Raw genomic sequence first — 20208 nt, 5'->3', positions numbered from 1 at the left:
ACAATTGCCAACTCAGCGGGAGGTTCCGATGACCGTGACCAGCACCCAGATCCAACTCGTCAACCGACCGACCGGCTGGCCCGAACCCAAGGACTTCAGCACTGTCACCGTCGAGTACGGCGACCTCGCGGCAGGCCAGGTCCGGGTCGCCAACGAGTTCATCTCGGTCGACCCGTACATGCGTGGGCGGATGATCGACACCCGCAGCTACATCCCGCCGTTCCAGCTCGACGAGACGATGACGGGCGGCGCGGTGGGTCGCGTCGTCGCCACGACGGTCGACGACCTGCCCGTCGGCACACTCGTCAGCCACATGCTCGGCTGGCGCGACGTCACTCAGGCGGATGCGGGTGAGTTCCGCGCGCTACCCGAACCCCCCACGGGTGCAGCGTCGTCGATCTATCTCGGTGTGTTGGGCATGACGGGGCTGACCGCCTACGTGGGTCTGTTGACGATCGCATCGATGCAGCCCGGCGACACCGTGTTCATCTCGGGCGCAGCGGGCGCGGTGGGCACCGCCGCCGCACAGATCGCCCGCCTCAAAGGCGCACACCGCGTCATCGGCTCGGCCGGGTCGGCAGAGAAGGTGGCACTGCTGACCGACCGATACGGGTATGACGCCGCGTTCAACTACAAGGACGGTCCGGTGCGTCGACAGCTGCGCGATGCTGCGCCCGACGGGATCGACGTGTACTTCGACAACGTCGGCGGCGACCACCTCGAGGCGGCGCTCGACTCGTTCAACGACGGTGGCCGCGCCGCCCTCTGTGGCGCGATCGCACAGTACAACGCCACCAGCCGCACGCCGGGGCCATCGAACATGGCCAACATCATCACCCGCGGATTGACGTTGCGTGGCTTCACCATCGGCAACCACTTCGACCAGGCCGGCGAGTTCAACCGGGAGATGAGCGGCTGGTTCGCCGACGGCAAGATCGTGCATGACGAGACAGTGGTGACGGGCATCGACAACGCGGTGGACGCCTTCCTCGGTCTCATGCGCGGGGAGAACACCGGAAAGATGGTCGTGCGCACGTCCTGACCGTCAGGCGCGAGCGATCTCGGCGCGCAACGCGCCGGCGAGATCGCCGCGTCCGCCGACGACCACGTCGTCGAGGCCCAGCCACCCGGCCATGTTTCGAAGGTCATCCGCGAGACGTTCGGCGACAACGGTTCTGGGGCGTTCGTCCTCGAGGAATGCGCCGAGCACGCGCAGCGTCCGCTCTCGACGGTCCGCCTTGAGATCGACACGCGCGACGATGTCGTCATCCATCAGGTACGGCAGCACGTAATAGCCGTGGACACGTTTGTGCTCGGGCACGTAGATCTCGATGCGATAGTGGAAGTCGAAAAGCCGCTCGGTGCGCGGCCGGTAGAAGATGAGCGGATCGAAGGGTGACAGGATCGCCGAGCGTTCGACGCGGCGCGGGATGCGGGCGTCGGCGTGAAGGTAGGCGGTGTCGCGCCAGCCTGCCACCGCCACCGGCGTCAGCACACCCGAGTCCACCAGGTCATCCACGGCGGGCCGGACGTCGGCGGTCTTGGTCCGGTAGTAGTCGGCGAGATCGGCGATGGTCGCGACACCGAGTGCACGCCCGGCCTGTGCGGTGAGTTCACGGTGTGCGTCGGCACGGTCGACACGTGCGGTGACCCCGGCACCGATGACCCGTTCGGCGAGATCGTAATGGCGCGCGAAGTTCTCGTTGCGCACCGCAGACAGGTCTCCGGCGGCGAACATGGCCTCGCAGACGTGTTTCACGTCGCCGCGATGCCACCAACCGCCGGGCTGACCCGGGACACGCTCGATTCCGAGATGATCCTCGATCTGTTTCGGGGTACTGGGCCCGCATTCGGCGATGACATCGTGCACATCGCAGGCGAGTTCGCGGTTGTTGCGCATCACCTCGCGGGTGTACCGATATCGTCCGTCACGGAATTCATCTCTGCGCCAACCGAACAACGGCCAGTCCTCGATCGGTATCAGTGCCGCCTCATGCGCCCAGTACTCCGCCAGCACGCGCGATCGGTGACGCGGACGCCACGCTGCCCGATCCAACAACTGCATGTCGTAGACACCCAAGCGACTGAACAGCGGCATGTAGTGCGCGCGGACCGCGATGTTGACCGAGTCCATCTGGAGCAAACGAGTGCGCCCCACGACGCGTCGCAGATGTGCCAGGGTCGGCGCGACCGTCGGCAACCGATCGGTGAAACCCTGCGCTGCCAGCGCGATCCGACGTGCCTGATGGATTGAGAGTGCGCGAGTCATCCGCGCACGAGCGCATGTCTGACGTAATCGACGAATCGATACCGGGTTCCGGTCGACGACGTCTGCCACTCCCCTGTGTCCGATGTGTCCCACACGTACGGGTCGATTTCGGGCGCGAAGGTGTCCGCCGACTCCACCAGCATGTCGATCTCGGTGACCCGCAGATGTGTCGCGCTGGTCATCGCGACCTCATAGATCTGACCGCCACCGATGACCGTGACAGGCCCTGTGATGAGTTCGAGGGCGTCGTCGAGGGTGTGCACGATCTCTGCGCCGGCGGCGTCCAACGCGGCCGATCGGGTGATGACCACGTTGCGACGATTGGGCAATGGTCGAAAACGGTCCGGCAGCGACTCCCAGGTCTTGCGTCCCATCACCACCGGATGGGTACCGGTCAGCTCGCGGAACCGCCGCATGTCCTCCGGCACATGCCAGGGAATGGTGTTGGCCCGGCCGATAGCGCCGCTGCGGTCCTGCGCCCACAACAGGGTGATGGTGGTGGCCATCTCAGACCGCCACCGGCGCTTTGATTCCCGGGTGGGACTCATAGCCGACGACCGCGATGTCGTCGAAGTCGTAGTCGGAGATCGTCGCGGCTCGTCGAAGTTCGAGCCTCGGATAGGGATAGGGGTCCCGGGACAGCTGCAACTGCACCTGTTCGACGTGATTGTCGTAGATGTGGCAGTCGCCGCCGGTCCACACGAAGTCGCCGACCTCGAGATCGGCCTGCTGGGCCATCATGTGGGTGAGCAGCGCATACGACGCGATGTTGAACGGTACGCCGAGGAAGAGGTCGGCACTGCGCTGGTAGAGCTGACAGGACAACTTGCCGTCGGCGACGTAGAACTGGAAGAACGCGTGACACGGCGGCAACGCCATCTGCGGGATCTCCCCGACATTCCAGGCGGACACGATGTTGCGCCGCGAATCGGGGTTCGTCTTGAGGAGTTCCAGCGCCGCCCCGATCTGATCGATGTGCTCACCCGACGGGGTGGGCCAGCTACGCCACTGGACGCCGTAGACCGGCCCGAGATCGCCGTCCGCGTCGGCCCACTCATCCCAGATGCTCACGCCACGCTCCTGCAACCACCGGGCGTTGGAATCTCCGCGCAGAAACCACAGCAACTCGTAGATGATGGACTTCAGGTGCACCTTCTTGGTGGTGATCAGCGGGAAGCCCTCGGTGAGGTCATAGCGCAGCTGATGCCCGAACAGGCTGCGCGTCCCGGTTCCGGTGCGATCGGCCTTCGGCGTCCCCGTCTCGAGGACCAGGCGCAACAGATCCTCGTAGGGGGTCGGGACGCCCCCCGCCGGCGTGATGTCTCGGATGGCCGTACTCACGCCGTCCAGTCTAGGACGGTCGGTACGGCAACCGGACGATCGGCTCGCGCACGAAGTCGGCCGGCTCGACCGACCTGGTCATACGCCAGTAGTCGATGATCCGCCACGGCAACACGGCCACCACCCGACCGTCGTCATTGCGGTACCAGTTGGTCATCGCCGGGTGGGTCCACACCATCCGGGCATGCGCCTCATCGACGGCCCTGTTGTAGTCGGCGGTCACGTCATGGCGCACTTCCAGGGCACCGAGTCGTTCACGGGCCATCAGCGCGATCGCGTCGGCCACGTAGCGGACCTGATATTCGAGGATGCTGATGAAGCTTCCGCCATGACCGAGTGCCGTGTTGGGTCCGGTCAGCACGAACAGGTTGGGGAAGTCGGGCGCCGTGATGCCGAGGTAGGCGAAGGCGTCATTCTCGCCCCACACCTCGACCGTGGAGCGACCACTGCGGCCCCGCACATCCATCGGGTACAGGAACCGATCGCTGTGGAAACCGGTGGCCAATACGATGATGTCGAAATCCCGGGCACTGCCGTCGGCGTCGATGACTCCGGTCCGCGTCACCTTCTCAACCGCGCGCGGTATGAGGTCGACATTGTCGCGGCGCAACATCGAGTACCAGCCGTTGTCGAGCAGCATGCGTTTGCCGAAGGGCGGGTAATCCGGCGTCGAGAGCTCAATGAGATCCTCCCGGTCACCGAGCTGCTCACGCAGATAACGAAGGTAGAAGCCGCGATGCCCGTGGTTGGCCGCGTTGATCGACGCAGTCGCCTCCGGCCAGTCCGGGTCCACCTGCAGCGTTGGGTGCACCTTGTCGTTGAAGATCCATGACAACCGTGCCCGATACCATTCCCGATATCCCGGAACGTGATCCATCAACCAGTGCACGTCGTCACCCACCGGGGCGAAGTAGTCGTCGTTGGGGGCGATCCACTGCGGTGAACGTTGGAACACCGTCAACGACTCCACGTCGTCGACGATTGCCGGTCCGATCTGCATGGCACTGGCACCGGAGCCGACAATTGCCACCCGCTTGCCGGTCAACGCGCCGGGTTCGTCGAGCTCGGTCGGCCACTGCGCCGAGTGGAAGATCCGGCCCGCGAAGTCGTCCATCCCCGGCAGTGCGGGGATCTTGGGACGGTTGAGCAAACCCACAGCGCTGATCACCAGCCGTGCCTCCAGTGTTTCGCACACGCCGTCGCGATCACGGGTTCGCACCGCCCACTGCTGGGCGGCGGGGTCGTAGGCGGCCGATTCGACCTCCACTCCGAAGCGGATTCGGCTGCGCAGGCGATGCTCATCCGCGTAGGCGGCCAGGTAGCCCTGCACCTCGTCACGCTTACCGAAGTGCGTCGACCAGTGATGTTCGAATGACGAGATCGAGTAGAGGTAGCTCGGCGTGTCCACACCGGCGCCCGGGTAGCGGTTCTCCCACCACGAGCCACCCACTTCGTCGTTCTTCTCCAGCACGATGTGCTCGACCCCGGCCGCCGCCAGTTGTACCGACATCAGCATTCCGGCGACACCCGCCCCGATCACGATGGCCGTCAGCTGACTCGTATCAAGCGGCTCCGCCGAGACTCGAGGTTCCGTTGTCCCGCCGACGATCTCCGCCATCATCGGACTGAACTCATGCGGGACCGATTCGCCGGCGGTGAAATCCAAGACGGCAGCGATCTCGTCCCCACTCATCTGCCGACGCGGCGGGCTCCCGGCTGTGTGCCACCGACACACTGCCTCGACCACGGCATCGCAGATCTCGTCACGCACCTCCGGTGCCAGTCCACCTGTCCGATTGTCGTCCATCCCGCGTGGCCTGCTGGGTCGGTATCTCTCGGTCAGCCACCGGCTGTCCCCGGTCAGCTCGACCAACGTGGCGATCAGGGTGGGGATATTGCCGGCGCGGGTCGCGTCGCGCAGACGGGCGACGTCGACAGGAGCAAGACTGCGTTCGGTGACACTCGACATAAGCAATACTAACCATGGTTAGTTTAATCCCGTCAAGCATGAGGATTTGCGCAAACAGACACCTTGACACCACCAGTATCGCCGTGTCAGTGTGATCCGCATCATGCTAACTGCGGTTAGTGCAATCAAGACAAGGAGAGCTGCGGATGGAACTCAGTGACGCAATGCGGTCGACCGGGACGTGCCGCTACTTCAGCGACGAGTACGTCTCCGACGAGGTGCTGTACCAGGCGTTCGACAACGCCAGGTTCGGCCCGCAGGGTGGCAACCGACAGCCGGTGCGGTGGGTGGCCGTGCGTGACGCGGAGACCAAGAAGCGGCTCGCGGAGCTCTATCTCCCCTACTGGGAGGGTTACTACGCGGCGGTGATCGAGGGCAGCAAGGCGGTGGGCGCAGTGCCCGCGACGGTGCAGTCGGCCAACAATTTCGCACACAATCTGGCCGATGTGCCGGTGATGATCGTCGTGTGCGCGGAGGCCGAAGGTCTGCATCCGACCGATCATGAGCTCGGACGCCTCTCCGTGGTCGGCGGGGCGTCGATTTATCCGACAGTCCAGAACCTGACTCTCGCCCTGCGTGAGCAGGGCGTCGCATCGGCACTGACCACCCTTCTGTGCGCCGAGGAACCGGCCGTCAAGGAACTGCTCAACATCCCGGACGGCTACATCACCGCCGCGCACATCGCCGTGGGATATCCACGGGATGGTTTCCCGCGCAAGCTCACTCGGACGCCAGTCGAGGAAATCGCCTTCCTGGACCGGTTCGACACCCCGATGTTCGCATGAGCGCGCCCACGCGGGAACCGGTGCGCGGGCTATCGAAGGTACAGACGTCCCCGCTCGGTCGGGCGACGATCGGTGACCAACTTCGCCGACTCGCGCAGACGCAGGGAAGAAAGCCGGCAATCATCGCCTACTCCGCCGACGGTTCCCGGCATGTCACGACCTACGGCGAGCTGAACAGGCGGGCCAACCGCTTCGCGAACGCACTCACGAACCTGGGCGTCGGGCGCGGCGACGGGGTCGCGGTGATGAGCCGTAACCGTGTGGAGTCGGTGATCGCCTACTACGGGGCACTCAAGATCGGCGCGTACTACTCGGGCATCAGCGCGCTGTTCGGTGAACGTGAGATCGCGCAGCAGGTCAATCACCTCAGACCTGCCGTACTCGTGGTCGCCGCCGAGCACGCGACGGTGGCCGGACCTGTCGCCGAACACGCCGATTCACGGGTGATCGTCGTGGGCGATGCACCCGCGACGACCTGGCCGACCTTTGACGCCGTGCTGGCCGACTCCCCTGATGACGAGCCGGTCGCCGACGTCGACGAGCACGATCTCGCCATGATCGTCTACACATCCGGCACCGAATCCACACCGAAGGGTGTGGAGATCGCGCATCGTAACTACCTCATCTCCACCGCGCCGGCCTACACATGGGGGCTGCGTTGCCTTCCCGACGACGTGTGGCTCTACGTGATGCCGTTCCACACGATCGCAGGGATCGGTTCGCTGACTTCGCTGACGCTACTCGGCGCCACCCTGGTACTGCCCGCATCGGTGGATCCCGGAACGTCACTGAGACTGATTCGCGACGAGTCCATCTCGGTGCTCGCGCAGACACCGACGTTCTTCATCGCACTGGCGAACCACGAGGAATTCGGTCCGCATACCGTCGGGACCGTGCGTCGCTGCCTCACCTACGGCGGTCAGGTGTCGCCGTTCGCCATCGACGCGTGGGCAGATGCGACACCCGAATCGGTGTGGGGCACCTACTGGGGTCAGTCCGAACTCACCCAGTTGGGTTCGGTTGGCTGGTTCAAGCGGCTCGAAGATGTGCCCGACAACGACCCGACCTGGATCGGGAAGCCGGTGGGCCACCTGGAGATCCGCGTGGTGGACGCCAACGGCGACGACTCCGTGGAGGGCGAACTGCTGTGCCGGACGCCATCGGTGATGCTCGGCTACCACAAGGACCCCGAACGCACCGCCGACGCGCTGGCCGACGGTTGGGTGCACACCGGCGACATTGTCCGGGTCGATGACGATGGCAACCTCTTCTTCCGCGATCGTCGCAAGGACATGATCAAGACAGGCGGATTCAACGTGTCGTCGCAGGAGGTCGAGCGAACACTGCAGGGCCATCCTGACGTTCTGCGTGCGGCTGTCGTCGGTCTGCCCGACGACTACTGGTCTGAGGCAGTCACCGCGTTCATTGTGTTGCAGGACGGGGCGAGCACCACCGCTGACGATCTTCGGCAGTACTGTCGAAACGATCTGGCTTCCTACAAGATCCCCAAGACAGTGCACCTCGTGTCTGAGTTGCCCACCGATCCGCAGGGGAAATTGCTCAAGCGGGAGCTGCGCAGACAGTTCGGAAAGGGTTGATGGGCATGGATTCGGGTGCCGATCCGGCGCCGTCGCTCGACGAGGCCGACGCACCGGTACCCGCGCGTGGCACACGCACCCGGGTGCGTCGGGACGAGATCGTCACGGCCGCCGCCGAGTATTTCGCCGAACACGGCTACAGCAACGCCGGAATGCGCGACATCGCGCAGGCGGTCGGGATCAAGGGTGCGAGTCTGTACAACCACTTTCATTCGAAAGAGGAGATCCTGTACGCCATCGCGTTGCAGATGACCAAGGACCCGCAGGAGCATCTGCTGGTCCTCGACGCGGAGGGCTCACCCGCACAACGTCTGACCGCGTTGATCGAGGTCCATGTGCGTCATCTCGCCACACATCGTGTGGAGCATCTGGTGAGTCTGCGGGAACTGTCGGCATTGTCACCCGAACACCGGGTGGTGGTCACCGACTACCGCAAGTACTACCAGCGCCGGGTGCGCGACGTGATCGCTGCCGGCGCCCGCGCCGGCCAATTCGAGGTTCGTGATGCCGGACAGTCGGCGATCGCGGTGCTCGATCTGATGAACGGCATCAGCTGGTGGCTGCGCGACGACCAGGACGTCGACCAGCTCGTCGCCGACTATGTTGATTTCGCGATCCGGGGCATCTTGCATCACGACGGATCCGTGCGATGAGCGGACCGTTGAGTGGTGTGCGCGTCGTTGAGATGATGGGACTCGGACCGACCCCACACTCATGCATGATGCTGGCCGATCTCGGCGCCGACGTCGTTCAGATCCGACGGCCCGGCGGGTCGACCGCCCCGGATGGTGTCGCCGATGCCGACGCGGGAATGTGGCGGGGCCGGCGGGTCGTCGAGGCCGACCTCAAGAACGCCGATGACATTTCACTGGTGCGGGAGTTGATCGGCGCAGCGGATGTGCTTGTCGAAGGGTATCGGCCGGGTGTGATGGAACGGCTGGGTCTGGGTCCCGACGATTTGTTGGCGGTTGCGCCGCAGTTGATCTATGCGCGGATGACCGGCTGGGGGCAGTCCGGCTCATATGCGGCGGCCGCTGGCCACGACATCAACTACCTGGCCGTCACCGGGCTCCTGGATGCGATGGGGCCGGCCGACCGCCCACCGCTTCCGCCGCTGTCGCTGGTGGCCGACTTCGGCGGCGGTTCGATGTTCCTGGTTGTCGGAGTACTTGCGGCACTGCATGAGCGGCAGACTTCCAGTCGAGGTCAGGTCATCGATGTGGCCATGACCGACGGCGCGGGTGTCCTCGGTGCATTGCAGTGGTCGTGGAAAGCCGCGGGCCGCTGGGTGGATCGGGCCGAGGGCAATCTGCTCGACGGGTCCGCACCGTTCTACACCACGTACGCCTGCGCGGACGGCGGATACATGGCAGTCGGCGCTCTGGAAGACGTCTTCTGGCAGCGCCTGATCGATACCCTCGAGGTGCACGATCCGCCGGACCGGTGGGATCGTGCGCGGTGGTCGGAACTCACGCAGACACTGGCCGCGCGCTTCGCCTCCCGAACCCGCGCCGAATGGGAAACGGTATTCGGCAGCGTCGACGCCTGTGTCACACCGGTTCTCGACTTCGACGAGGCCGCGAAGCATCCGTATGCGGTGCAGCGCGAGAGTTACGTCGAGGTCGAGGGCATGACGCAGCCGGCGCCGGCACCGCGGTTCTCTCGCTCTGTGTCGGGGACGCCGCAGGCCGCGACAAACACGGATGTGACAGCGGTGCTGGACGAGTGGCAGCCGCCTGCGGGAGGTCGGCGCTAGAACGGCGGCGGGCCGGCGTCGGTGACGCGTTTGCGGTTTCGGGCGCGTTCGGCGCGTCTGCGGGCGTGTTTGTTCGCCACCCGTGTGTTGACGCGGGTGCTGCGTTCGATCGTGGAGCCGGTGTGTGGGGGTGGAGCCTGCGCGGGTGCGGTGAACCGGATACGGCGCAGCCCAGGGAACAGATCTTCCTGGGTTTCGGCTTCGCCGGGCAACACCAGGCCTTCGGGGGTGATGTATTCGGTGACCAGCCGCCCGTCGGCATCACGCCACTGATCATCGACCCAGTCGCCGAAGGTCTTCAACAAGTGCCCGGGACGACATTTCGCGTTCAACCCGACCTCAGTGGTCTGCCCACCGTTGTGCGGACAGGCGTGGTCGTACTCATCGACATGGTCGAGGTCGCCACGCCACGCCGAGGTCAGGCATCCCGGTTCGGTGCAATAGCCATCGCGCAGCCGGATGAAGGTGTCCAACGCCGCCGACGGCCGATACGGATCCGACGGCAGATGCGCCGGCAACGTGAACGTGCCATCGGGCTCCGGTTCGATCGTGGGCGGCACCAGATAGGAGACCCTGGTGTCCGCACGCGCGGCGATGTCGCGCACATGCTCGCCCGAGATCACACCATGGCCATCCATGAAACCGGCATGGTTCGCCATCCCTTTCACGGTGGCCTCGTCGGCGACGACGTGGAGGACGGCCTTGCAGTCCACCGGCGGCACCACCCCGGGCTCCGGGATGACCGCGGTGCAGTCGTCACTACCGCAGTCGCATTCGAACGCGGTGCCCGACAGCAGGCAGAACATCGCATCGGATTGTCGTTGCGGCTTGGTGCGCGGATCGTGTTCACACACACTGTCGGCCAATGCGGCGACCGCGGCGGCGGCGATGCGTACGTTCTCCGCCGACATCACCCCGGTGATCTCGGCGGTGCCGTCCTCGCGCGGGTGGGTCCACATCCGGCGGTCATCAAGGGCCTGCTGTCGACGTTCACGCACCGCGTCGGGGTCATGACGAAACACGATGCGGTCTATCATGTCGCGGAACCTGGCTTTGCTCCACGTCCCGCGTTTGGTGCGTAGTGTTCGGGCGATGTCGGCATCCACGAGCGGTGCCGCTGATGATTCGGCCAGCAGGTCGGTACGGCTGACCGCCTTCTGCGCGTGCCACGGCCCGATCACGCCGTCACGCAAACATTCCGACACCTCCGGCAACCGGTCCCGCAACGCGACCGCATCATTGAGCAGTGTTTCCGCGGCGCCACGAGACGTTCCGCGTAGCTTGGCGATACGTGCCGCAGCGCCCGCGAAGCCATCCACCACGAAACCGTCGGTGTCTTCACGCGCAGCGACCATCCGGTCGTAAAGCACGGCCACCGAACGATATTCGGCGTACGCGAGATAGGCACGGCCGCGGTCAAGCTCGGCCATCCCCAACAGCAAGTCGTTGGTCGGGTCCTCATCCGGGTAGGCCGCATCCACACCACCGAGAAAGTCACGCGGCAACTGCGGCCACGGCGACGGCGAGGACAACACGGACGACACGAAAGACCCCTCACGGACTCGACAACTACCCGATGCAGGATCTTCTTCGATATGCCACCCACCGTGATCAACCCGGCCCCGAGACCGGATTCAGCGAGTTCGCGCCCACCCGTTTCGCATCAACTCATCCTGCTGCAACCAAGCTACGACACAGCACCGACAAGATTTGGTCACCACAGGTCAGGAACACTTTCAAGCCCTGTTTCCGACTGGCGATATCACGACATCACACCATCAGCTGCGCTGCGATCGTGCCACCCAGCTCCCAGCACGCCTCACGGTCATCCTTGGTGGGCTTCTCCGACACCACGACGGTCTCGGCTGACTTCACCCAGCCAAGTCCGGTGGTGATCGACTCGATAGCCTTCTCGGCGCCCTCGGTCCCCTGGTTGCCATGCAGGTAGCACCCGAACGGTCGCCCCTTGGTGGAGTCGAGGATCTGGTAGTAGCAGGTGTCGAAAGCGTGCTTGAGCGCACCACTCATATAGCCGAGATTCGCCGGGGTACCGAGAATGTATCCGTCAGCTGCCAGCATGTCGGCCGCAGTAACCGAGAGTGCCGCTCGCCGAATGACTTCCACACCTTCGATCCCAGGATCGGTGGCACCGGAGACGACGGCCTCGAACATCTCCTGGCAATGCGGCGACGGGGTGTGATGGACGATCAGCAGCGTGGTCACTCTTCCCCCTTATATTGCGCGACAGCACGTTTCATCATCTCGCGCGCCCGGCCGCGGTCGCCGGCGTAGTCGTAGGCGCGGGCGATCCGATACGTGCTGTGCCAGTCGGTGGGATCGGCCTCCCATTCCTGTTTGATCTGCGCGAACAGGTCGTCGGCGGCGTCCCGTTCGATTCGACCGGACGGACGCCGTGGGAGATCGCTGACGTCGAGTTCACGGCCCTCCGCGGCCATGATCCGCGCCAACTTCTGGTGTTCGATACCGGCACGCAAGGTGGCGAAGATCAGCCATGCACCGATGAACGGCAGGATCAGCACACCGATACCCACGCCGATGCCGGCGACGGTGCCCGACGAGATGAGGTCGAATCCACGCTGACCGAGGATCACGAAGTACACGACAAGTGCGATGACGAGGAACCCGATCATCCAGACAATGGGTCGCGCGTCGCGGCGGGCGGGGTCGGCTGCCATGACTATTCGCCCTAGAGATCCATCAGTTCTTCCAGCCCCACGGTGAGCCCTGGACGCTTACCGACCTCCCGCACGCCGAGCAAGACTCCGGGTGCGAAGGACGACCGGTCCATCGAGTCGTGTCGGATGGTGAGCGTCTCCCCCTCGGTGCCGAGCAGCACCTCCTGATGGGCGACGAGACCGGCCAGGCGGACCGCATGTACATGCACATCGTCGACTACTCCGCCACGGGCACCCTCGAGTTCCTCGGTGGTGGCGTCGGGGCTCGGCCCCAGACCGGCCTTCTGCCGGGCCTCACCGATCAGCTTCGCTGTGCGATACGCAGTCCCCGACGGCGCGTCGGCCTTGTGCGGGTGGTGTAGTTCGATGACCTCGACCGAGTCGTAGAACCGTGCCGCTTGAGCCGCGAAGCGCATCGACAGCACGGCACCGATCGCGAAGTTCGGTGCGATGAGCACGCCGACTCCCGGATTGTCGCCGAGCCAGCCGCGCACCTGATCGAGGCGTTCTTCGGTGAATCCGGTGGTGCCCACCACTGCGTGAATCCCGTTGTTGATCAGGAACTCCAGGTTTCCCATCACTGCGCTCGGGTGCGTGAAATCGACGACCACGGACGTGTCAGCCGCGGTGAAGGCATCCAAGGACTCACCCTTGTCCACGCCGACGGTATACGTCAGATCATCGGCGGACTCGACCGCCGCGACGATCGCCTGCCCCACCTTGCCGGCACTACCAAGGACCCCGACCCGGATTCCGCTCGCCATCTCTTCCCTCTCATCGTCCGTCGACCTGTCAGTGTAGTTGTCGCCGCCTGCCCGACCGGCGTCCGTCACCGTCCCCGCCTGGTGGAGCGTCAGAAGATCGGAGCTCCGCCACGACGGTGTTCGAACACCAGCGATGTCGTGGTGCCGGCGACCTCCCGGCGCGAGTTGAGCATCTCGACGAACTGCCGCAGCGCCTCGGTGTCCGCGGTGGCCACATGGAGCAGGTAGTCGTCGGTACCCGCGAGGAAGAAGACGTCGATCACCTCGTCATGGCGCTCGATCTCACCGACGAAGTGACGGATCTCGCCGCGTGCGTCGGATTGCAGACTGACCGCCACCATCGCGCGTAGGGGCCGTCCGACCGCGGCGGGATCCACATCGGCGAAGAACCCGCGAATCACACCGAGATCGACGAGCCGCCGCAGTCGACCGTGGCAGGTGGACGCCGCGATACCCGCGCGCACCGCGAGTTCGCTGTTGGGCATCCGGGCGTCGGTCTGCAACAGACGCAGCAGGGTGCGGTCGATGTCGTCGAGCTGCGGATCACCGGATCGAACATCCTTCGGCTGGGCCACCATCACCTGACCTCATTTCGGAGAATTGACGATATTAACCCACCATAGAGAATTATCTGCACAGATGTTGTGTCATTTCCGACGTTCCTTCACTCTGATGACACACCAGATCGCGCCCCACCACTGACCAGGAGATCCCCATGCGCGTCGGCATCCCCACCGAAATCAAGAACAACGAGTACCGCGTCGCCATCACCCCGGCAGGCGTGGCCGAGCTGCACAATCGCGGTCACGACGTGGTGATCCAGGCCGGCGCGGGCGAAGGCTCGTCCATCCACGACAACGACTTCAAAGAAGCCGGAGCCCAGATCCTGTCGACCGCCGAACAGGTGTGGGAACAGGCCGACCTGCTGCTCAAGGTCAAGGAACCGATCGCTGCCGAGTACCCTCTGCTCCGCGAGGGCCAGACACTGTTCACCTACCTGCACCTCGCCGCCAGCCGTCCGTGCACCGAAGCACTGCTGGAGTCGAAGACGACGTCAATCGCCTATGAGACCGTGCGCGCCGCCGACGGTTCGTTGCCGCTGCTCGCCCCGATGAGTGAGGTCGCCGGGCGACTGGCACCGCAGGTGGGTGCCTACCATCTGATGCGCTCGGAAGGTGGCCGAGGTGTCCTGATGGGCGGCGTGCCCGGCACCGAGCCGGCGAATGTCGTCGTGATCGGCGGTGGCGTCAGCGGTGTCAATGCCGCGACCATCGCCGTGGGTATGGGTGCTCAGGTCACTGTGTTCGACGTGGACATCGCCAAGCTCCGCGCGATCGACGCGCGCTTCGCCGGTCGGGTGCACACCCGGTACAGCACCGCGCTGGCACTGGCCGAGGCGGTCCGTGAGGCCGACCTCGTCATCGGTGCCGTGCTCGTGCCCGGCGCGAAGGCCCCCGTGCTGGTCTCCAACAGCCTGGTCGCCGAGATGAAGGCAGGTGCCGTGCTCGTCGACATCGCGATCGATCAGGGCGGGTGCTTCGAAGACTCACGACCCACCACGCACGACGACCCGACCTTCACCGTCCACGACGCCGTCTTCTACTGCGTCGCGAACATGCCGGGCACAGTCGCGCGCACCTCCACCCTGGCGCTTACCGGCGCAACGCTGCCGCACGTGCTGCGTCTGGCCGACAAAGGGTGGGAACAGGCATGCTCCGACGACCCCGCGTTGGCATCGGGACTCAGCACCCACAACGGCAAGCTGTTCACGCCCGAGGTGGGCGCAGCGCTGGACCTGCCGGTTGCCGCATCGCCGTTCTGACATCCGGCGGTGGCCGGCGATCGCGTCGGCCACCCCGCCGTTGGCCAACGGACCCACCCGTCGGCGGTCGCCTCGGCCACCCCGCCGTCAGCCAACAGACCCGCCCGTCGATGGTCGAGTAGTCACGAGCCGCTAGGCGAGGGACGTATCGAGACCACTTGTCCCGCAAGTAACCTGGTCTCGATACGCGGGCTCGCCTAGCGGCTCGCCCGCTACTCGACCAGCGAATCGGCGCCGCCGACGTTTAACACTCGACCAGCGAATCGGCGCCGCCGACGTTTAACACCCGACCAGCGAATCGGCGCCACCGACGTTCAACACCCGACCAGCGAATTGTGCACCGACGTTCAACACCCGACCAGCGAATTGTGCACCGACGTTCGACACTCGACCAGCGATTTGTTGCAGCGACCTCGGGCAGCAGTAATCGGATGGCGCCGAATCGGGATGCCTCAGAAGCGGATCGTCGTGGTCCCGCGTCGGCGTGCACGGTAGGTGAACCGCCGCTCGGTGATGTCGCCGTGGCCATCGGCGCCCACTCGCAACACGGTCGACGCGCGCGTGCCGTAGCCGCGCACGTCGATGAACATCGGCGAGAGGTCACGTTCGCGCTCGATTGGCACTCCTGTGCTGGGCAGAGCGTCGTCGGCCGGGCGATGGCGGTCGGCAAGCAACTCGAGATACGGATCGACGGACTCCGGATCATCGAGCAGTAACTCCGACAACGCATCCCGCCCACGGTCGACCTTGGGCCAGTGACTGTCGAGCAAACCGTTGGACAATCCGTGAACGCCGTCGGGAACCTGCTGTAGCCGGGGCCGCGGCCAGTTCGTCGCCCACCAGAACTCCTCGGAATCGCCGATCAACACGTTCACCGGCGCATAATCCTGTGCACGGGTGAGGAGTTCGCCGGCGAACTCTCCCGGGCTCATCGCACCAAGCAGGAACTGCACCGGCAGTTCCCCACGCGATCTCGGACCGGTAGCGGGTATCCCGTCGCGAACATTGGTGACCATGGCCACGCGGGAAGGGGTCTCGGCGTTGACGCCCATCCAGGTGCCGCCCGCCTCCCCGTCACGACCTCCGATGATCGGTGCGTCCGGCCATCGCGACAACGCCCGGGTGCGTCGCGCGTGGAACTCGTCCCGGTTGGCCGCGACCACCAGTGGCGTGTCGGGCAGGACGTTCCAGCCGAACAGGATCAGGCACATGACAGCTCAGTCGGCGACCGGTAGATAGTGGCTCATGTTGGTCATCTTGCGCTGTACACCGGCGATCTCGCGAACCGCCTGCGCAACGAGGCTGCGATCGAGCGGCGAGAGTCGTTTCATGTCCAGGGTGTCGCCCACCGGCTCGCCACGATCGAACTGCGCCACCTGGTAGGTGAGGCGCACCCGTTGCAGCACGTCGAACACCTCGACGAGTTCGGACGCCTGCGCTTCGCTGAGCATCGTGCTGCCTGCCGCCGCACGCAGCCGCGCACGGGTGTCGAGTTCGGTGGCTCCCACGCTGAGCGCCGCCCAACGCGCAATGTTCACCAGCGGGGTGAGAGCGTGCTCCTTGATCTCGAAGGTATCTGCCCGACGGGTCAACACATCGCGCATAGACCGCAACCGGGCCTTGTACGACAATGCTTCGGCCAGCAGCAATCCCACTGTGCCGGGATGGTTGCGGAGCTCGGCGAACAACCCACCGAGCGCGTCTGCGCCCAACTCTCCCCAGATCGGCCGACTGTCCAGCAGCAAGGAGGTGAAGATCATGCCCTTGTTCTCCAGCGGCGCCTGCACCCAGCCCTGCGCAGCAGATCGCCACTGCGACCGGGTGCGAGCAAACAAGGGCTTGGATGCGATGGCACCGTTCTCGTCGATCCGGCGCCCTGCACCCAGGAGTACCTCGTTGACCTCACCGAATGCGAGTCGGTAGGAATCGATCTGCTCATCGGGGACGGCGTCGTCGAGTGCCACGGCGGAGTCGATGTCGGAGGTGAGAACCGGCTCACGCCGGGCGTTGCTGCCCAAGGACAGCCAGGTGAGCGCGCCGGGGTCGAGTTCCGGGTGCCGCTCGAGTACCAGGTCCAGCGCCCGCCGGACCACGGCGTCGTGGATCAGCGCGCCGATCGCGGTCACCTCGTGAACGGGTTGTTCCCGTCGCACCATGTCGGCCATCAGATACGGGATACGACGTGCACGGGCCGTCAGATCGCCGATATTGCCTGCCCGGGACACCTGCGCACGCAGTGACATTCCCGGTCCTGCCGGGGCCGCGATGAAGTCGACCGCGGCCACCACCCCGACCACTGCGCCGGCGGGATCCACCACCGGCATGGCCGTCAGATCGCGGTCGAACAACACGGTGAGCGCGTCCACCGCAGCGGTGCCCTGAGGCACCACCGGAACCGGCCCGGCGACCAGTTCACCGACTGGCGTGTCGATGTCTCGACCGACCGCGACGACCCCGGCCCGAATGTCGGCGTCGGTGAGCAATCCGTACGTGCCTCCGGTCAGCGGGATCACAAGATGATCCTGGCCTCGCTCGGTCATCAACGCCGCTGCCTCACGAACGGGCATGTCTGCTGAACCGATGACCGGCCGGGTGACCAGCAGATCGTCGACGATTCCCGGGCCGGAACCACTTCGATCGCGTCGACGTGCGACGGTGAGCTTGTTGCCCGATGCGCGATCCGGATCGGACACGGCGTATTCCCTCCCTGACTCGACGAATCTCATTGCTCAGATTAGCCGTGAGACGCGCGTGACCCGCCACCCGCAATCGGGTGACGGGTCACGCTGTGTGTCCGATGATCAGGCGTCGGCGGTGGCGTCTGCCTTCTCGTCGCTCGTGGCGGCGTCAGACTTGGCCTCGTCGTCGACCGGCACCAGGCTGATCTTGCCGCGGTCGTCGATGTCGGCGATCTCCACACGGAGCTTGGAGCCAACGTTGACGACGTCCTCGACCTTGTTGATCCGCTTGCCCTTGCCGAGCTTCGAGATGTGCACCAGGCCGTCGCGACCCGGCAGCAGCGACACGAACGCACCGAAGGCGGTGGTCTTGACGACCGTGCCCAGGAACCGCTCGCCCACCTTGGGCAGCTGCGGGTTGGCGATGGAGTTGACCTTGTCGATCGCGGCCTGCGCGGACTCGCCGTCGGAGGCACCGATGAACACGGTGCCGTCATCCTCGATGGAGATGTTGGCGCCGGTGTCCTCGGTGATGCCGTTGATCGTCTTGCCCTTCGGGCCGATCAGCTCACCGATCTTGTCCATCGGGATCTTGATGGTCGTGATGCGCGGTGCGTACGGGCTCATCTCGTCCGGCTCGTCGATGGCCTCGGCCATCACGTCGAGGATGGTCAGCCGGGCGTCCTTGGCCTGGCCGAGGGCACCCGCAAGCACCTTCGACGGGATCCCGTCGAGCTTGGTGTCGAGCTGCAGCGCGGTCACGAAATCCTTCGTGCCGGCCACCTTGAAGTCCATGTCGCCGAAGGCATCCTCGGCACCGAGGATGTCGGTCAGCGCCACATAGCGGGTTTCGCCGTCGACGGTGTCGGACACCAGACCCATCGCGATACCGGCGACCGGAGCCTTCAGCGGCACGCCGGCGTTCAGCAGCGCCATGGTCGACGCACAAACCGAACCCATCGAGGTGGAACCGTTGGAGCCCAACGCCTCCGAGACCTGACGGATGGCGTAGGGGAACTCCTCGACGCTCGGGATCACCGGCACCAGGGCACGCTCGGCGAGGGCACCGTGGCCGATCTCGCGACGCTTCGGCGAACCGACACGACCGGTCTCACCGGTCGAATACGGCGGGAAGTTGTAGTGGTGCATGTAACGCTTGGACGTCTCGGGTCCGAGCGAGTCGATCTGCTGCGCCATCTTGACCATGTCGAGGGTGGTCACGCCCAGGATCTGGGTCTCACCGCGCTCGAACAGGGCACTACCGTGTGCGCGCGGGATCACCGCGACCTCGGCCGACAGCGACCGGATGTCGGTGATGCCACGGCCGTCGATCCGGAAGTGGTCGGTCAGGATGCGCTGACGCACCAGCTTCTTGGTGAGCGAGCGGTAGGCCGCACCGATCTCCTTTTCGCGGCCCTCGAACTGCTCGCCGAGCTGGGCGAGGATGTCCGCCTTGAGCTCGTCGGTCTTGTCGTCGCGCTCCTGCTTGCCCGCGATGGTGAGGATTTCCGAGAGACGATCCGAACCGGCGGCGGCGACGGCGTCGTAGGCGTCCTGCGCATACGGCGGGAACAGCGGGAACTCGCCGGTCTCCTTGGCCGCCTCGGCTGCGAGCGACTTCTGTGCCTCGCAGAGGCGTGCGATGAACGGCTTGGCGGCCTCGAGTCCCTCGGCGACAATCGCCTCGGTCGGTGCCTGCGCACCACCGGCGATGATGTCGATGACGTTCTCGGTGGCCTCCGCCTCGACCATCATGATCGCGACGTCGGCGCTGTCTCCTTCACCGGAGACGATCCGCCCCGCGACGACCATGTCGAACACGGCACCCTCGAGCTGTTCGACGGTCGGGAACGCAACCCACTGACCGGCCTTGTTCTCCTCGGTCGGGATCAACGCAACGCGCACGCCGCCGACCGGCCCCGAGAACGGCAGTCCGGCGAGCTGGGTGGACGCCGATGCCGCGTTGATCGCGACGACATCGTAGAGGTCCTTGGGATCGAGCGACATGACCGTCACGACGACCTGGATCTCGTTGCGCAGGCCGTCGACGAACGACGGACGCAGCGGACGGTCGATGAGGCGGCAGGTCAGGATGGCGTCGGTGGAGGGGCGTCCCTCGCGACGGAAGAACGAGCCGGGGATGCGGCCCGCGGCGTACATGCGCTCCTCGACGTCGACGGTCAGCGGGAAGAAGTCGAAGTGTTCCTTCGGCTGCTTGGATGCCGCGGTCGTCGAGAGCAGCATGGTCTCGTCGTCGAGGTAGGCGGTGACGGAGCCGGCGGCCTGCAAGGCAAGGCGGCCGGTCTCGAAACGGATGGTGCGGGTGCCGAAGCTCCCGTTGTCGATGACGGCGGTCGCTTCGGTGATCGAGTCGTCATAGTCGGCGTCGGTGTCGACGCCGGGGGTGGTCACATCTGACATGTGGTCGGAAGAATCCCTTCGTGTAGCCACCGGTGACCGGCGGCCGGTTGGTCGGATGCGGATCAGCTCTTCGCCGAACCCACCACACGCTGCGGTGCGCGTGCACCAC

Annotated in this window: 18 protein-coding genes; 6 read left to right on the top strand and 12 right to left on the bottom strand. The window is 65.4% G+C overall.

The genetic code is table 11. The annotated features are described in order from the left end of the window. Positions 1-28 precede the first annotated feature (28 nt). Positions 29-1042 (top strand): NADP-dependent oxidoreductase, encoded by a 1014-nt coding sequence (locus tag ACIGKQ_RS04940; protein WP_235722206.1) that lies wholly within the window; start codon positions 29-31, stop codon positions 1040-1042. Positions 1043-1045: 3 nt separating this feature from the next. On the opposite strand, the gene ACIGKQ_RS04935 is transcribed toward ACIGKQ_RS04940, so the two are convergent. The 4 genes from ACIGKQ_RS04935 to ACIGKQ_RS04920 are packed head-to-tail and all read right to left on the bottom strand — an operon-like array spanning position 1046 to position 5579. Beyond that, positions 1046-2269: a winged helix-turn-helix domain-containing protein gene (locus tag ACIGKQ_RS04935; protein ID WP_235722207.1), complete on the bottom strand. Its 1224-nt coding sequence runs from the start codon at positions 2267-2269 to the stop codon at positions 1046-1048. Then, positions 2266-2775 (bottom strand): dihydrofolate reductase, encoded by a 510-nt coding sequence (locus ACIGKQ_RS04930; RefSeq protein WP_235722208.1) that lies wholly within the window; start codon positions 2773-2775, stop codon positions 2266-2268. The genes ACIGKQ_RS04935 and ACIGKQ_RS04930 overlap by 4 nt, the downstream gene beginning before the upstream one ends. A gap of 1 nt (position 2776) precedes the next feature. Beyond that, positions 2777-3610 carry a thymidylate synthase gene (locus ACIGKQ_RS04925; protein WP_396572555.1) on the bottom strand — a complete coding sequence of 278 codons (834 nt, stop codon included), beginning with the start codon at positions 3608-3610 and terminating at the stop codon, positions 2777-2779. Positions 3611-3620: 10 nt separating this feature from the next. Continuing rightward, positions 3621-5579 carry an NAD(P)/FAD-dependent oxidoreductase gene (locus ACIGKQ_RS04920; protein WP_235722210.1) on the bottom strand — a complete coding sequence of 653 codons (1959 nt, stop codon included), beginning with the start codon at positions 5577-5579 and terminating at the stop codon, positions 3621-3623. Positions 5580-5725: 146 nt separating this feature from the next. Between ACIGKQ_RS04920 and ACIGKQ_RS04915 the strand changes: the two genes are divergently transcribed. From ACIGKQ_RS04915 to ACIGKQ_RS04900, 4 genes are read left to right on the top strand one after another with little or no spacing between them, the layout of a single operon-like run. Next, positions 5726-6364, top strand: coding sequence for a nitroreductase family protein (locus ACIGKQ_RS04915; RefSeq protein ID WP_235722211.1), 639 nt, complete (start codon positions 5726-5728; stop codon positions 6362-6364). After that, positions 6361-7962, top strand: a complete 1602-nt coding sequence (locus tag ACIGKQ_RS04910) for a class I adenylate-forming enzyme family protein (protein WP_235722212.1) — start codon at positions 6361-6363, stop codon at positions 7960-7962. The genes ACIGKQ_RS04915 and ACIGKQ_RS04910 overlap by 4 nt, the downstream gene beginning before the upstream one ends. Before the next feature lie 5 nt (positions 7963-7967). Beyond that, entirely contained in the window at positions 7968-8615 is a 648-nt protein-coding gene (locus tag ACIGKQ_RS04905; RefSeq protein WP_235722213.1) for a TetR/AcrR family transcriptional regulator, read from the top strand. Further along, a complete protein-coding gene (locus ACIGKQ_RS04900) occupies positions 8612-9718 on the top strand; it encodes a CaiB/BaiF CoA transferase family protein (RefSeq protein ID WP_396572552.1) in 1107 nt (368 codons plus the stop codon). The genes ACIGKQ_RS04905 and ACIGKQ_RS04900 overlap by 4 nt, the downstream gene beginning before the upstream one ends. Here ACIGKQ_RS04900 and ACIGKQ_RS04895 read toward each other — a convergent pair. From ACIGKQ_RS04895 to ACIGKQ_RS04875, 5 genes are all read right to left on the bottom strand, one after another. After that, positions 9715-11262 carry a DUF222 domain-containing protein gene (locus ACIGKQ_RS04895; RefSeq protein ID WP_235722215.1) on the bottom strand — a complete coding sequence of 516 codons (1548 nt, stop codon included), beginning with the start codon at positions 11260-11262 and terminating at the stop codon, positions 9715-9717. The genes ACIGKQ_RS04900 and ACIGKQ_RS04895 overlap by 4 nt on opposite strands. Before the next feature lie 226 nt (positions 11263-11488). Next, positions 11489-11890 (bottom strand): flavodoxin family protein, encoded by a 402-nt coding sequence (locus tag ACIGKQ_RS04890; protein WP_235722382.1) that lies wholly within the window; start codon positions 11888-11890, stop codon positions 11489-11491. A 47-nt stretch (positions 11891-11937) separates the two neighbouring features. Next, positions 11938-12414: a hypothetical protein gene (locus ACIGKQ_RS04885; RefSeq protein ID WP_235722216.1), complete on the bottom strand. Its 477-nt coding sequence runs from the start codon at positions 12412-12414 to the stop codon at positions 11938-11940. 11 nt (positions 12415-12425) lie between these two features. Continuing rightward, positions 12426-13178, bottom strand: coding sequence for a 4-hydroxy-tetrahydrodipicolinate reductase (gene dapB, locus ACIGKQ_RS04880; RefSeq protein WP_235722217.1), 753 nt, complete (start codon positions 13176-13178; stop codon positions 12426-12428). Between the two features lie 89 nt (positions 13179-13267). Further along, positions 13268-13756 (bottom strand): Lrp/AsnC family transcriptional regulator, encoded by a 489-nt coding sequence (locus ACIGKQ_RS04875; RefSeq protein WP_235722218.1) that lies wholly within the window; start codon positions 13754-13756, stop codon positions 13268-13270. Between the two features lie 137 nt (positions 13757-13893). Between ACIGKQ_RS04875 and ald the strand changes: the two genes are divergently transcribed. After that, positions 13894-15000, top strand: a complete 1107-nt coding sequence (ald, locus tag ACIGKQ_RS04870; protein ID WP_235722219.1) for an alanine dehydrogenase — start codon at positions 13894-13896, stop codon at positions 14998-15000. 452 nt (positions 15001-15452) lie between these two features. Here the strand turns inward: ald and ACIGKQ_RS04865 are convergent, their stop codons facing one another. The 3 genes from ACIGKQ_RS04865 to ACIGKQ_RS04855 form a co-directional block, all read right to left on the bottom strand. After that, the gene (locus ACIGKQ_RS04865) at positions 15453-16211 is read right to left on the bottom strand and encodes an NRDE family protein (protein ID WP_235722220.1); all 759 of its coding nucleotides are present in this window, start codon (positions 16209-16211) and stop codon (positions 15453-15455) included. Positions 16212-16217: 6 nt separating this feature from the next. After that, entirely contained in the window at positions 16218-17693 is a 1476-nt protein-coding gene (locus tag ACIGKQ_RS04860; RefSeq protein ID WP_396572549.1) for a putative nucleotidyltransferase substrate binding domain-containing protein, read from the bottom strand. Between the two features lie 108 nt (positions 17694-17801). Continuing rightward, positions 17802-20099, bottom strand: a complete 2298-nt coding sequence (locus ACIGKQ_RS04855; protein ID WP_235722222.1) for a polyribonucleotide nucleotidyltransferase — start codon at positions 20097-20099, stop codon at positions 17802-17804. Positions 20100-20208 lie beyond the last annotated feature (109 nt).

The organism is Gordonia sp. NPDC062954 (assembly GCF_044543825.1).
Lineage (GTDB): Bacteria > Actinomycetota > Actinomycetes > Mycobacteriales > Mycobacteriaceae > Gordonia > Gordonia tangerina.
The sequence above is the reverse complement of the archived record's forward strand: the minus strand, read 5'-3'. Positions and strand labels throughout refer to the sequence as shown.

Coding starts and splice junctions, on each gene's coding strand:
- dapB (WP_235722217.1), bottom strand. CDS start 13,178: ATGGCGAGCGGAATCCGGGTCGGGGTCCTTGGTAGTGCCGGCAAGGTG.
- ACIGKQ_RS04855 (WP_235722222.1), bottom strand. CDS start 20,099: ATGTCAGATGTGACCACCCCCGGCGTCGACACCGACGCCGACTATGAC.
- ACIGKQ_RS04920 (WP_235722210.1), bottom strand. CDS start 5,579: ATGTCGAGTGTCACCGAACGCAGTCTTGCTCCTGTCGACGTCGCCCGT.
- ACIGKQ_RS04930 (WP_235722208.1), bottom strand. CDS start 2,775: ATGGCCACCACCATCACCCTGTTGTGGGCGCAGGACCGCAGCGGCGCT.
- ACIGKQ_RS04905 (WP_235722213.1), top strand. CDS start 7,968: ATGGATTCGGGTGCCGATCCGGCGCCGTCGCTCGACGAGGCCGACGCA.
- ACIGKQ_RS04940 (WP_235722206.1), top strand. CDS start 29: ATGACCGTGACCAGCACCCAGATCCAACTCGTCAACCGACCGACCGGC.
- ACIGKQ_RS04890 (WP_235722382.1), bottom strand. CDS start 11,890: ATGTTCGAGGCCGTCGTCTCCGGTGCCACCGATCCTGGGATCGAAGGT.
- ACIGKQ_RS04915 (WP_235722211.1), top strand. CDS start 5,726: ATGGAACTCAGTGACGCAATGCGGTCGACCGGGACGTGCCGCTACTTC.
- ACIGKQ_RS04935 (WP_235722207.1), bottom strand. CDS start 2,269: ATGACTCGCGCACTCTCAATCCATCAGGCACGTCGGATCGCGCTGGCA.
- ACIGKQ_RS04900 (WP_396572552.1), top strand. CDS start 8,612: ATGAGCGGACCGTTGAGTGGTGTGCGCGTCGTTGAGATGATGGGACTC.
- ald (WP_235722219.1), top strand. CDS start 13,894: ATGCGCGTCGGCATCCCCACCGAAATCAAGAACAACGAGTACCGCGTC.
- ACIGKQ_RS04875 (WP_235722218.1), bottom strand. CDS start 13,756: ATGGTGGCCCAGCCGAAGGATGTTCGATCCGGTGATCCGCAGCTCGAC.
- ACIGKQ_RS04865 (WP_235722220.1), bottom strand. CDS start 16,211: ATGTGCCTGATCCTGTTCGGCTGGAACGTCCTGCCCGACACGCCACTG.
- ACIGKQ_RS04910 (WP_235722212.1), top strand. CDS start 6,361: ATGAGCGCGCCCACGCGGGAACCGGTGCGCGGGCTATCGAAGGTACAG.
- ACIGKQ_RS04885 (WP_235722216.1), bottom strand. CDS start 12,414: ATGGCAGCCGACCCCGCCCGCCGCGACGCGCGACCCATTGTCTGGATG.